Source organism: Paraburkholderia sp. CNPSo 3274 (genome assembly GCF_024206475.1).
Classification (GTDB): Bacteria; Pseudomonadota; Gammaproteobacteria; order Burkholderiales; family Burkholderiaceae; genus Paraburkholderia.
The window spans coordinates 1-13,095 of sequence record NZ_JAMBPR010000055.1 but is presented as its reverse complement, the minus strand read 5'-3'; the positions used below and the strand labels follow the sequence as shown (position 1 = coordinate 13,095).

At 62.5% G+C, this 13,095-nt stretch carries 11 protein-coding genes; 5 read left to right on the top strand and 6 right to left on the bottom strand.

Annotation, left to right across the window (positions count from 1 at the left end; translation table 11 throughout):
* Positions 1–130: 130 nt before the first annotated feature.
* Positions 131–652 (bottom strand): BON domain-containing protein, encoded by a 522-nt coding sequence (locus M3I54_RS30380; RefSeq protein WP_254342597.1) that lies wholly within the window; start codon positions 650–652, stop codon positions 131–133.
* Positions 653–686: 34 nt separating this feature from the next.
* Entirely contained in the window at positions 687–980 is a 294-nt protein-coding gene (locus tag M3I54_RS30375; RefSeq protein WP_254342596.1) for a hypothetical protein, read from the bottom strand.
* Between the two features lie 109 nt (positions 981–1,089).
* Between M3I54_RS30375 and M3I54_RS30370 the strand changes: the two genes are divergently transcribed.
* The gene (locus tag M3I54_RS30370) at positions 1,090–2,055 is read left to right on the top strand and encodes a GlxA family transcriptional regulator (protein WP_254342594.1); all 966 of its coding nucleotides are present in this window, start codon (positions 1,090–1,092) and stop codon (positions 2,053–2,055) included.
* 13 nt (positions 2,056–2,068) lie between these two features.
* On the opposite strand, the gene M3I54_RS30365 is transcribed toward M3I54_RS30370, so the two are convergent.
* Positions 2,069–2,782, bottom strand: coding sequence for a GNAT family N-acetyltransferase (locus tag M3I54_RS30365; protein WP_254342592.1), 714 nt, complete (start codon positions 2,780–2,782; stop codon positions 2,069–2,071).
* Positions 2,783–2,898: 116 nt separating this feature from the next.
* Complete coding sequence (locus M3I54_RS30360) at positions 2,899–3,762, bottom strand: NmrA family NAD(P)-binding protein (RefSeq protein ID WP_254342590.1); 864 nt, start codon at positions 3,760–3,762, stop codon at positions 2,899–2,901.
* Positions 3,763–3,992: 230 nt separating this feature from the next.
* Between M3I54_RS30360 and M3I54_RS30355 the strand changes: the two genes are divergently transcribed.
* The gene (locus M3I54_RS30355) at positions 3,993–4,907 is read left to right on the top strand and encodes a LysR family transcriptional regulator (protein WP_254342582.1); all 915 of its coding nucleotides are present in this window, start codon (positions 3,993–3,995) and stop codon (positions 4,905–4,907) included.
* An 11-nt stretch (positions 4,908–4,918) separates the two neighbouring features.
* On the opposite strand, the gene M3I54_RS30350 is transcribed toward M3I54_RS30355, so the two are convergent.
* A complete protein-coding gene (locus M3I54_RS30350; protein ID WP_254342580.1) occupies positions 4,919–5,872 on the bottom strand; it encodes a LysR family transcriptional regulator in 954 nt (317 codons plus the stop codon).
* 127 nt (positions 5,873–5,999) lie between these two features.
* Between M3I54_RS30350 and M3I54_RS30345 the strand changes: the two genes are divergently transcribed.
* Entirely contained in the window at positions 6,000–6,704 is a 705-nt protein-coding gene (locus M3I54_RS30345) for an SDR family NAD(P)-dependent oxidoreductase (RefSeq protein ID WP_254342578.1), read from the top strand.
* A 33-nt stretch (positions 6,705–6,737) separates the two neighbouring features.
* On the opposite strand, the gene M3I54_RS30340 is transcribed toward M3I54_RS30345, so the two are convergent.
* Positions 6,738–7,175, bottom strand: a complete 438-nt coding sequence (locus M3I54_RS30340) for a DUF4493 domain-containing protein (RefSeq protein ID WP_254342576.1) — start codon at positions 7,173–7,175, stop codon at positions 6,738–6,740.
* Between the two features lie 509 nt (positions 7,176–7,684).
* On the opposite strand from M3I54_RS30340, the gene M3I54_RS30335 reads away from it, so the two are divergent.
* Positions 7,685–9,898: a glycoside hydrolase family 3 C-terminal domain-containing protein gene (locus M3I54_RS30335; RefSeq protein ID WP_254342574.1), complete on the top strand. Its 2,214-nt coding sequence runs from the start codon at positions 7,685–7,687 to the stop codon at positions 9,896–9,898.
* A gap of 353 nt (positions 9,899–10,251) precedes the next feature.
* A complete protein-coding gene (locus tag M3I54_RS30330; protein ID WP_254342567.1) occupies positions 10,252–12,528 on the top strand; it encodes an EAL domain-containing protein in 2,277 nt (758 codons plus the stop codon).
* The last annotated feature ends 567 nt before the right edge of the window (positions 12,529–13,095 follow it).

Here is a 13,095-nt window from a genome sequence, read left to right as displayed (position 1 = left end):
TCGAAGTTCGATGAGTCACTTTGACAGGACGCGCGCGCCGGGAATAGGACGATCCTGCTGTGCTGCCGATCGAATCCGCTGAAGCGTCCGCTTCTAAGTCCGCTTTTAAGTCCGCTCGTGAGTGCGCGAATCAAGGTCCGCTGCCGCGGGCAGTACGCACGGTCAAGTGGTTCGACACCGAGGTGACGCCGTTCACCGACCCGGCCGCGTCGCCGGCCCGCGCGATCTGCGATTTGTGCGGTACCGACCCCGTCAAGGAGACGACGCCGTCACGCGCTGTGACGTGGATGTTGGCGAAATTCAGTCCCGTTGTGCGCGTGAAGGCCCGGCGGACGTCACGCACCAACGCGCTGTCCGAGCGGCCCGATTGCGCGGGCGCGCCTGCTTGAGCGGACGCCTCGCCGGGCGTGCTCGCGGCCGTTTGTGCGTGGGCATAGCCCGCGCAACTCGCGATGGCCATGAAGACCAGCGCGCGGGCGATTTGGCTTTTACCGTTAGTTTTCATCCTTCTTCCCTTTGCCAGGTTCTGCAGGTTCCCCAAGGTTCCGCGCCAGCCACCAGAAAGCATCGAAAACAAGCGGCGGATCAGTACGTTGTAGGAGAAATCTTTGGCGAGGAGAAGAAGGCTGCCAGGAGGTCGCCGACAACCCATGGCGCATGCGTGGACGGCGCCTCCTGCGTAGCGCTTACTTTCCTTGAAGGAGCAGGCCGAGCGGCGCGAGCGGGCCCACCGGCAGCAGATCGAACGCGAGGATGCCGGCCTGGGTGAGCGGCAGCGTATCCAGCGTGGCCTTCACATCGTCGACCGAGCCCGAGCTCATGAGAAACACCACTCCCGGTTTGTCCTGGCGAAACCAGTACTGCTCGATTTTGCCGTCCAGGTAGAGCTTGAGCGTGGCCGGCACCTCCTGCGGCATGATCTCGTCGCGCTGCGCGGGCGTGAGTTCCTTGACGATCGATCCAATAGCGAGAACCTTCATGACAACCTCCTTGGTCAACGTTTGTTGCGACTTGCAACACGATTGAGTGTATCGTTGGGGTCTCGTCGGCTGTACTGTCACAAACGACAACTTTAGAGGCATTTACGCCATGCGCATTTCTGTCCTGGCTCTCGACGGCGTCTTCGATACCGGGCTCTCAGTCACGCTCGACGCGTTCTCGGTCGCAAACAAGCTTTCAGCCGCGGCCATGGGCGGCGTTCCGCGTTTCGACGTCACGCTCGTGGGGGTGAGAAAGCGGGTGCGTTCGGCCCACGGCCTGGCGGTGCCGGTGCAGCCGCTCGCGCCGAATTCGAAGCCCGATTGGGTAATCGTGCCGGCATTGGTGACGTTGTCCGCGCAGGAGCTGATGCAGTCCTTCGAGCGCCGGGACGTCGAAGAGGCCATGGCGCGATTGCTCGAATGGCAAACGGGGGGCGTGCGAGTCGGCGCTTCGTGCGTGGGGACGTTCATCCTCGCGGAGGCGGGGCTGCTCGATCACCGCGAAGCCACGACCAACTGGGCGCTCGCGCCGTTCTTCCGGCAACGCTATCCACATGTGCAGTTGAACGAATCGCGCATGCTCGTGCCTTCGGATATTGGCGTCACGGCCGGTGCGGCCATGGGGCATCTGGATCTCGCGCTCTGGCTGATCCGCTCGGCGAGCCCCGAACTGGCGTCGCTCGTTTCGCGCTACCTGCTGGCCGACATCCGCTCTTCGCAGGCGCCGTACATCATCCCGAATCATCTGGCGCAAGCCGATCCGCTCATTCAGCGTTTCGAACAATGGGCGAGAAAAAATCTCAAGTCGGGATTCTCGTTGCAGGACGCCGCGAAGGCGCTGGCAACGAGCTCGCGCTCATTGCAGCGCCGCTGCCAGGAGGTGCTCGGCAAGTCGCCGCTGGCGTACTTTCAGGATTTGCGGGTCGAGCACGCGCAGTCGCTGCTGCGCAGCGGCAAGCTCGACCTGGAGAGGATTGCCGCCGAAGTCGGTTACGGCGACGGCGCGACGCTGCGCAGCCTGTTGCGGCAGCGATTGGGAAGAGGGGTGCGGGAACTGCGTGCCGACTTGTTGTGACCGTGCGGCTTTGCTATGGCGCGACGCCAAGCACCGTGAGATGCATCTCGCGGCGCTCGACAAAGCCCAGTGTGCGATAGATGGAAATGGCGCCGTGATTCGACGTGAGCGCGTGCAGGAAGGGGGTCTCGCCGCGCGCGCAGATTGCGGCGATCAGGAGCTTCATGAGGGACGCCGCGAGCCCTTGCCCTCTGAACGCTGGGTCTACGCACACAGCGCTGATTTCGGTATGCCCTTCGATCTTCATGCGCTCGCCTGCCATGGCGACGAGCTTGCCCTCCCTGCGCACGCCGACGTAGCCGCCGAATTCGATGGTGCGTGGGCCAAACGGGCCCGGCTGCGTTGCCGCGGCCAGCGCGAGCATCTCCGGCCCGTCATGCTCCGTTAGCCGGACATGCTCCAGCGAGGTGGGCGCTTGGGCTTCGCCTTGCCAGACCATTTGCAGCAGCGTGGCATGCCTGATCAGGGCGAAGTCGGCGGGAGGCTCCACGGCATCCAGCGTGGTCAGGGCAACGGGTGCGTGCTCTTCGATCAGTCCTCGCAAGGCGTCGAACGATTCAGGCGTGGTGTCCGTCATCGCCGCGAAGGGGGCGACGGTGGGCATATACCGCACTGCGCGATCGTTTCCAACGGCAAGATGGCGCTGGCGGCCGGTGAGCGCGTGCCATGGCACGCTGTCCAGCGCGGGTGTGCTGCCCGCAGGTTTCGTTGCCAGCACATCGAACATGATTCGCGCTCCGGGAAGGGATGTGAACAGTTTGCGACGACAGTCTAGACGAGGCGCGTTCGGCGGACCACGGCCGAACGCGCCAACTTTGGCGTCATTCGCGCCAATGCCTTTCGTTACGCACCGCTTACCAGCGCATCGAGCACGGTGTCCAGTTCGACATGCCCGCGAAGGATGTCATCGGCGGGCTTCGAGAAACAGATCCAGCCCTCGTTGAATCCGTCCAGCATGCGCATACGCGGCAAGGGATGCTTCATGCCTTGTGACAGAAAGCGCGACTCCCATTCCTGCCGGTTCACCGCCACCGCACGCACAGGCCTGCCAAGCACGCGGGCAAACGCGCAAGCAATGTCGTTCGCGCTCACGCGGCGCGGTCCCTCCAGCTCGATCACGCGTGTGCCGCTCCACGTCTGTTGGAGCGATTCGGCGGCGAGGCGGCCGACGTCCGCGGTTGCGACCATCGGCACGGCCTGGTCGAGCGGTTGCAGGTAGCTCTCGATCACGCCATCATCGCGCGCGCCCGCGACATCCCACGCAGCGTTCTCCATGAACCAGCCGGGCCGCAGGAAAGTCACCGGCACAGGCAGCGCGGCTAGCGCCTGCTCCATCAACGAAAGTTGCGTGAGCAGATTGCTCTCGTGCGCCTGCGCGCCGATGGTCGACAGACAAACGACTTTACCGGGCTGTGCCTTGTGAATCGCGGTGCAAACGGCATCGATGACCGCGCGCGATTCCGGAAAGCCAGGCGAGGGATCGAACTGCGGAGGCAGCAGGATAAACACGCCCTGCGCACCGCTGAATGCAGCGGTAAGCGCCGCGGCGTCTTCCATGCTTGCCGTCACCAACTCGCATCCTTGTGCTTGCCACGACGCGGCGCGCGCAGCGTCGCGCACGACTGCCCGCACCGGTTGCCCCGAGCCAAGCAGCGCACGTGCGAGTGCGCCGCCCACTTTTCCCGTAATGCCTGTAATTGCGTACACTTGAAACCCTCCGGATACGACGACGAGATTGTCGAAAGAGCCGAACACGATGGCAGCAAGGTGCTGCCTGGTGCCGTTTCGGTGAGACGCATTCTGGACGCAGGGCGGCCGAAACTAAATGCTGCGAAGGGCACTAGATCAGTGACTCGGGCGCACGAATCGGATTGCCGATCCATCATCGCCGAAGGCTGCCAGGGGCTGCCGTACAGGCTGCCATTGGAACGACGACATTGAGAACGACACTCGAGAACATTTCCGGCGCAATCAGCGTGTTTGCTGCCGTCGTCGACGCGGGGACGTTTGCCGCCGCGGCAGACGTGCTCGGCATGTCGCCGCCAGGTGTGAGCCGCGCGATTGCGAGGCTGGAGAAGCGGCTCGATATCCGGCTCTTCAATCGCACGACGCGATCGATTTCGCTTACCGAAGGCGGGCGCCGTTTCTACGAGCAGGTCGTCCCGCATCTCGCCGGGCTCGAGGAAGCGGCCATCGCGGCATCGGGCAACGCGTCGGCGGTGCGGGGCAGGCTGCGCGTCAATCTGGACCCGGTGTGCTATCGGGCGATACTCGGCACGGAACTCGACCGGTTCATGGACGCCCATCCCGATCTCGAGATCGAACTGATCGCGAGAGATAGTCTTGGCGACCTGGTTGCGGAGGGATTCGATGTCGCAATGCGATTCGGCAAGCCGAAATCTTCCACACTAGTTGCCCGCAAGGTGCTCGATTCCCCCGTGGTGACGGTCGCGGCGCCGGCCTATCTCTCGCGCAGGGGAAGGCCGCTGCACCCCGAAGATCTCGAAGGCACCGCTCACCGGTGCCTCGAATTCCGTGATCCCGAAACAGGCAAGCCTTATCCCTGGGAGTTTCATCGCAAGCGTAAACATGTCGTCGTGGCGACGCATGGGCGGCTGACCGTGAACGATCCGGGCGCATTGCTCAATGCGTGTCTGGCTGGTTCCGGCATTGCGCAAATGCTGCTTCTCGGCGCCGAGCCTCTGATTGCCGATGGCAGGCTGGTGAATCTGTTCCCGGATTGGCCCGACGAGCGCTTCCCGCTATACGCGTACTATCCGTCGCGCCACTACACGCCCGCGAAGACGCGCGCATTCATCGATTTCATCGTCGGCTGGGCCGCTGCGCATTGATTGCGGCGACATCACAGCGGCACGCGTTGCCGGCAAACCGCTAGCACGAGTTGCCGCAGCCAGCGATGGACGGGATCGGCCTCGATGCGCGGATGCCACATCTGCGACACCGTGATTTTTTCGGTCGTGACCGGAAGCTCGAAAACGTGGATTCCAGCGGACTGCGGCGATTCGCGCAGTTCGTCCTGTTGTTCCTGCGGTTGTTCACGGTCATTGCACAGAAACGATCCGGGCACGAGCGCAATCAGATCGGAAGCGCGCGCCACGGCTAGCGCGGCAGGAAAGCTGGGCACCACGGCGACGATCGTTCTTTCCAGTCCCAACGCGGCTAATGCGACATCGACCGGTCCACTGCCGCGGCCGCTTCGCGACGCGACAACGTGCCCGAAGGCGACATACCGTTCGGCGCCCGGCCCGCGTTCCAGCGCTAGCGGATGGCCTTTTCTGACGACGCCGACGAAGCGGTCCCTGAAGAGCGCCTGCACGCGGATTTCCGGACCCATCTCGCCCAGCACGCCGATCTCGAGGTCGGCGGAACCCTCGCGCAAATGCGCCGACGTCTTCTCCGTCTTGGGCGCGAAGCGCAAGCGCACGAACGGCGCGACCGCTGTGGCCGCGGCGATGAGCGGCGCGCCGAAGGCTTCCACGAAACCATCGTTGGCGCGAATGGTGAAGGTCCGCTGCAAGGTGGCGAGATCGGGCTCGGTGACCGACGGCACAAGGACGGCGCGTGCTTCGCGAACCGCGTTTCGCGTGCGCTCGCGCAGCGCCTGCGCATGCGAGGTGAGCACCATGCCGCGGCCGGCGCGAACGAGGAGCGGGTCGCCGGTCGCCTCGCGAAGGCGGGTCAAGGTCCGGCTCATTGCCGAGGCGCTCAACCCCAGTCGACGCGCCGCGCCAACCACGCTGCCGTCGTCGAGCAATGCGTCGAGCGCGATAAGGAGATTCAAATCGGGTTCGGACATGCGCGATGCTAGCACGGTACTTTTTGGCATGGCTTTCCGTGCAGCTTATCGCTGCAAGCCATGCGCCTTCCGCCACGTGTGAGGCGCCACTATATTCCCCATATCGACTGAATAGAGGGAAATAGCCATGCAGGCATCACCGCATCAAAAAACGGTCCTTCTCATCGGCGCGTCGCGCGGACTTGGCTTCGCCATGGTCGAGGAATACCTCAAGCACGGCTGGCGCGTGATAGCCACCGGCAGAGCGGGCTCGATGGACCGGCTTGCGAAGACGGCGCAGGCCTCGCAAGGTGCGCTCGAAGTCGACTCAGTCGATATTACGGTGCCGGAGCAGGTCGCCGCACTGCACGATCGCCTTCAGGATCGCCGGGTGGACATGCTATTCGTGAACGCCGGCATCACGAATGATCATCGTGAAACGATTGCAGATGTTTCAACCGATGAATTCGTTCGCGTGATGGTGACGAACGCGTTAAGTCCGATGCGCGTTGTCGAGGCATTTCAGGACCTGGTGCAACCGGCCGGGACGATAGGCGTCATGTCGTCCGGGCAAGGAAGCGTCGGCAACAACACAAATGGAAACCACGAGGTCTACCGGGGCAGCAAGGCCGCACTGAACATGTTCATGCGCAGCTATGCGGCTCGCCATCAAACCGACGCGAAAACCTTGTTGCTCATGGCCCCCGGATGGGTGCGCACGGACATGGGCGGTCCGCAAGCGCGCCTGAGGATCGAGGAGAGCATCCCCAACCTGGTCAGCACAATCGAAGCGTACGAAGGCCGTACCGGACTCCATTACCTCGACTACCTCGGGAGAGTCGTTCCCTGGTGAGCCACCTCGACAGGCTGGAGAGGTGATTCGTGCTCAGTGCTTGCCCGGAAACGAGAACGTCGCACGCGCGCTGCCGTTGCCGGCGACGTTCACGCGCTGCGTCCTTGTTACCTCGTTATAGGTGGCGGTGATCGTATAGCGTCCGCTGGGCAGCCGCACGAGCATGTACGGACCGTGCGAACGCGTGTCGAGCACGGACGTGCCGCCGGCGTTCGATATCTGTACCTGCACGTCCGCAACATAGCTCGAACCGGGACCGGTAAACAGCAGCGAGAGCGGCCACTGGCTGCGCGCGTGCCGCAGCGCCGTGGACTCGTCGCGGCCAACCCCGCCGGACACGAACGAGACGTCACCTTGCTGCTCCGTTTGCGGCATGCCCGTTTGCGCGAGTGCGCCGCTTGCCAGAGCGAGTGCGCACGCAGCAGCGAGCAGGGTCGAAGCGATTCGGGGAGCCTTGCGTTGCCTTTCCATCGTGGCCACTCCTTACAGTGATGTCGATTTCGCGCGCGCCAGCGCGAGCGCCGCCGCATGCGCGGGCCTCGTAACAGATTAACTTTTTTTCGGCCCGCGACGCGCACTACACGCTGCGCTCACGGGACGCCGCTCCGAATTCGCGAGCGTCATGCAATTCACATCGAATTCCGATTTTCCGTTGCGTTCGCAACAATTGCATTACGCAGTTATTACGTTTAACTGTCGATTTCGCTCCTTTCATGCATGTTAGCTACCGCCAGCCGGGAAAACACCGAGATAAAAGCCCGTAAGACTACTCAATAGTTTTTATATGATTATTTGGAGTTTTGCTACATCAACCGGCGAGGTCCACGCGGACGTACAGAAGCAAACGTTTGCGCTTCGCGGCTCAACCGGTTTCCCCCGCAGGAAGTTTGCCGGCACCTGACGCGGCCGGCCGCTCTGCCAGACCCTGTTTACGAGTCTGATCAGTACTCCATAACGTATTCGAACTCTCGGAGAGACATATGAGGATCACCCGTTGGCCCACCGCCGCCGTGTTGGTTGCGATGGCCGCTACCGCCTATGCCGGCGACAGCAGCAACGACGTACCTTATCCGTTGCCGATGCCGCTGATGGCCGTCCCCCAAAACCTCGGCGCGCATGTTCGGGCGGACCTGCTGCTCAAGCGCATGACGCAGGACGAGAAGCTCCAGTTCATCCATTCCGAATATCAAATGAGCGCCGTGCCCGGCGGCGGCGCGGGCTACATTCAGGGCGTGCCGCGCCTGGGTATTCCCGACCTGAATATGGTTGATTCCGCAACGGGATCAGGCAGCACGAACCAGAAGAGCACGACCTTTCCGGCGACGATCGCGCTCGCGGCAAGCTGGGACCCGTACCTCGCGCGCGACTTCGGCGCACGCATAGCCGACCAGTTGCGCGAGCAAGGATTCGGCATGGGTCTGGGCGGCGGCACGAACCTCGCGCGCGAACCGCGCGGCGGGCGCCTCTTCGAGTACCTCGGCGAAGACCCCGTGCTGGCGGGCGAAATGCTGGCGGCGCGCACCATCGGCACGCAAAGCCAACAGGTGATCGCCACGATCAAGCACTACGTTGGCAACGAACAGGAAACGGGCCGCCAGGGCGGCAACAGCCAGATCGACGAGCGCACGCTGCGCGAACTCTATCTGCTGCCGTTCGAAATCGCGGCGAAGGAAGCGCGGCCTGGCAGCGTGATGTGTAGCTATAACCGCCTGAACGGCACATACGCGTGCGAGAACACGCATGTGCTGACCGACGTGCTGAAGAAGGACTGGGGCTTCCAGGGCCAGGTGCAGTCGGACTGGGGCGCGACACATAGCACGGCACCGGCGATCAACGCGGGTCTCGACGAGGAAGAGGACGTGGGCCCGACGGTCTACCTCACGCCCGATCTGGTCAAACAGGCGATCGCCTCGAAGGCAGTCTCGCAGGACCGTCTGGACGACATGGTGCGGCGCAAGCTCTATGTGATGATCAGCACCGGCGTGCTGGACCATCCGGCGCAGGGCGGCGCCACGATCGACTTCGCGAAGTACAACGCGTTCACGCAGGCCGCAGAAGAGCAATCCATCGTTCTCCTGAAGAACGACAGCAGCCAGCTGCCGCTTTCGGCGCCGAGCCTGCACAAGATCGCGGTGATCGGCGCTCACGCCGATACGGCCGTGCTGACTGGCGGCGGCTCGGGCAATACGCGCGATCCGGTCACGGGCAACTTCTCGGGCTGCGGCGGCCTTACGTTCGCTTCGTCCACGGGCTGCGGCTGGTGGACCAACCCGTGGCTCAAGCTCAATACGCCTATCACCCAGGCGATCCAGCAGCTCGCGCCTTCGGCACAGGTCAGCTTCGCGGGCAACACCGACCAGACGCAGCCGTTCCGCGCCTATACGCAGCAGGAGATCACCCAGGCCGCGACACTCGCCAGCCAGTCCGATGTCGCGATCGTCGTCGTGGCGCAGCCGGCGGGTGAGGACTTCGGCGATCTGCAAAGCCTGAGCCTCGCGAACCCGTCGAATCAGGATCAGCTGGTCGAGGCCGTTGCGAAGGCCAACCCGCGCACGATCGTGATCATCGAGAGCGGCAATCCGGTACTGATGCCGTGGAAGGACCAGGTCTCGGCAATCGTCGAGGCATGGTATCCGGGCGAGGGCGGCGGCAAAGCGATCGCGAACGTACTGTTCGGTCAGGTGAACCCTTCGGGCAAGCTGCCGGTCACGTTCCCGGTGCGCGATCAGGACACGCCGACGTGGGGGGCGAACGGCGCCTTCGCGACCGACCCCGTGTACGCCGAAAAGCTGGACATGGGCTATCGCTGGTATGACGCGAACAACATCACGCCGCTTTACGAGTTCGGCTATGGCCTTTCATATACGCACTTCAGCTATTCTGGACTGACGGTAAAGCAGGGCCCGGGGCATACACTCACGGCGTCGTTCACGGTGCACAACGATGGCCGTGTAGCCGGTGCAGAAACGGCACAGGTTTATCTGGGTGTGAGTTATGCCGGCGAACCGCCGCGTCGTCTGGTTGGTTTCCAGAAGGTGTTCCTGAAGCCGGGCCAGTCGCAGCCGGTGCGCGTGACGATCACGGAACGTGCACAGAGCGTTTGGGACACGACGCGTAACGACTGGGCCTATGTGCCTGGCAGTGCGGTGTATGTGGGTGCCTCGTCGCGCGATATCCGCCTGCAAAGCCGGTAAGCAAGAGGGCGTTTGGAGGCTGCGTCGGGGGCCTCCGGCTTCTATGCTCGAGAACGGCCGGCTCGCGAACGTTTGCGAGCCGGTTCAAAATTAAGCTCGCAATACTTTCCGTATCTATCATTCGCGCGCGCAAAAGCGCAAATGCAAATGCCCGCACACGTAAATGACTTCCGCGGGTAATCCCCATTCATTCTGAATATGGAAACCGGGTAGACTTACCCACCCGTCCGTGGGCCTTCCTCCGTTTGCGCGTTTTCCAGACATACGTTGTCACGCTTTACAGTGACGCTGTCTCGTAGTGCTGCGCGCACGCGACGCATGGAAGCTGAACCAAGAAGAATACTAAATCAGCCATGAGACTGATCACACGCGCAGTGAACTGGCTTACCGAAGGCAACCGCCGCGGTCGAATCGCTGCGGTGCTCGTCCCTATGTGGGGGAGTGCCGTAGCGGTGGCCGTGCTCGCTCAGCACGCCCGTGTTGCCATAGCGTGGCTCGTTGCGGTGCTCGCTTGCACCGCCATGCTATTGCTGCTGCACCTTTCCCGGTGCCTTGCCGCCCGTTTGCGTTTGAGCGAGGAGCGTCTCAGCCTCGGGTTCGAGGGCATCAATGCTGGACTGTGGGACTGGGACCTGGTCAGCGACCGTGCCTACTATTCTCGCTATCTGTACCAGCAACTCGGCTATGGCGCCGGCGACCTCCCCATGGACACCCGCGCTTTCAATGCGCTCGTGCATCCTGCGGATCTGCTCCGCTTGCGCCAGACCATCATCAACCACCTGAAGCATGACAGCCTCTACGACGTCGAGTACAGGTTGCGAATGGCGGATGGTCAATACCTGTGGTGCCGGGGGCGCGGCAAGGCCATACGTGACGAGAGCGGCCGGGCGACGCGCATCGTCGGTTGCCTCTTCGATATTTCCGGGTTCAAGCGGGCAGAAGCGGCCGCCGCGAAAGAAAAGAGCCTCACCGAAGCCACGCTCGCTTCGATCGACGACGGTGTGATCCGCATGGACAACCAGGCGAGCGTGACCTATTGCAACGCCGCCGCCGAGCGCATGCTCGGGCGTCCCTCGCGCGATATTTACCAGAAGCCGTTGTTCGATGTTTGTGATCTCTACGACGAGCGGTCGGGCAATATCGTCACCGCTCAATGCCTGCACAACCGTGCAGCAGCGGCCGACGACGCGCAGCGCAGACTTTCGGTGACGCGCCCGGATGGCTCGCTCCTGCCCGTGGCCTGCTCTGTGGCAACGATCCGCGACGACGAAGAGGAAATGCTGGGCACGGTGATGGTGCTTCGAGACGCCAGCACGGAGCGCAAGCATGCCGCCGAACTCGAATATCAGGCTACGCACGATCATCTAACGGGTTTGCTGAACCGTCGCGAATTCGAGCGCCGGCTATCGGGCTTGCTCGAAAAGGCCGGGACACACCCGCATGCGGTGATGTTCCTCGATCTCGATCAGTTCAAGGTCGTCAACGATACGTGCGGCCACGCGGCCGGTGATGAACTGATTCGCAGCGTAGGCAGCGCCTTGAAACAACAACTGCGCGCCGCCCATATCCTCGCACGCCTGGGCGGCGATGAATTCGGCGTCGTGCTGCCCGAGTGCTGCATCGACGACGCCCTGCGGGTCGCGGAGGATCTGCGGGAGGCCGTGACAGTCATCCGGCTACCCTGGGACCAGCGTTTGCTGACGACTGGCGTGAGCATTGGCGTTGTGGACGTGGACGCCACGCAGACCTCGACGTGGGACATCATGAAGGCGGCCGACGTCGCCTGTTATATGGCCAAGGAAAAAGGCCGCAACCGCGTGCATCAGTACTGCCTCGAAGATCAGCTCCAGTCGACCACCCATACGCAGATGGAGTGGGTGGCCCGCGTGAAAGCGGCGCTCGAGCACGACCGTTTCCGCCTGTACGCGCAACAGATCAAGTCGCTCAAAGAGGGCGGTCCCGGCGAGGAAGTGCACGTCGAGTTGCTGCTGCGCATGGTCGACGAATCGGGTGAGGTGATTCCTCCCGGGTACTTCATTGGCGCGGCCGAGCGTTTCAACTTGATGCCGCTCGTTGACCGATGGGTGATCGGCCGTGCTTTCGAAGCCATCGCGGCGGGGCATCTTGCGGCAAACGTCTGGTCGATCAACCTCTCCGGCGCGTCGCTCGGCGACGAGGACCTGCTCGCGTACATCGTTCAGCAGCAGCAGCGCTGTGCAATCAGCTTCGCAAGCGTCTGCTTCGAGATCACGGAAACGGCAGTGATCACCAATCTCTCGAAAGCGATTGCGCTCATGGAGAGCCTGCGCGCGCTTGGCTGCCGATTCGCGCTCGACGATTTCGGCTCCGGCATGTCCTCGTTCACATATCTCAAGCGCCTGCCCGTGGACTACCTGAAGATCGACGGCAGCTTCGTGCGCGGTATTGCCAGCAGCGACCTCGATCGGACGATCGTCCAGTCCATTCACCAGGTGGCCCACGCAGCGGGCAAGGCGACCATCGCCGAATTTGTGGAAAGCGAAGCGATCATTGGGCGCCTCAGCGGGATTGGCATCGATTACGCGCAAGGGTTTTGTGTCGGGTTGCCCCAGCCCCTTCCCGAAGGAATCGTTGAGACCGTCAGCACTTGATCAACAACGACATCACCTGCGCTCGAATCCGATTGTGCTGCGGGCCGGGTGCGGCGGCCGTTCCCCGATCTGGTGACAGAAGGGGCGATCTATCACGCGTTGGTGCCGCTGGATGCCGACAAGCCCGTGCACATGCGAGCCTTCCTCGGTTGGCTGCAACTGAACGGGGAAGCGAGCGGCAATGCGACTCGAAATAGTCGGCGTAGCGGCCCCCAAATTAATATTCGAAAGTCGCTTGACGATATCCGGAATGACCCGCATAATTCGCCTCCTTCGCTAATCGCTGCGAACGAAAACGAAGCGATTAAGACGAATTGCTCTTTAAAAATTTACAGCCGATAAGTGTGGGCGCTTGATGCGGTGGCGGCCTGATGATGTTCTTCGGAGCATTGTCGGGAGCAGCAAAAGTATCAAGAGTCTCACACTAAAGTAAGTCAGGTTTTTGAATTTATTCAGATACCTGTCAGCTTTGAGTGAGCGACCGGTCTCGAGAGAGACCGAAAACAGTAACAGGTTTAAACTGAAGAGTTTGATCCTGGCTCAGATTGAACGCTGGCGGCATGCCTT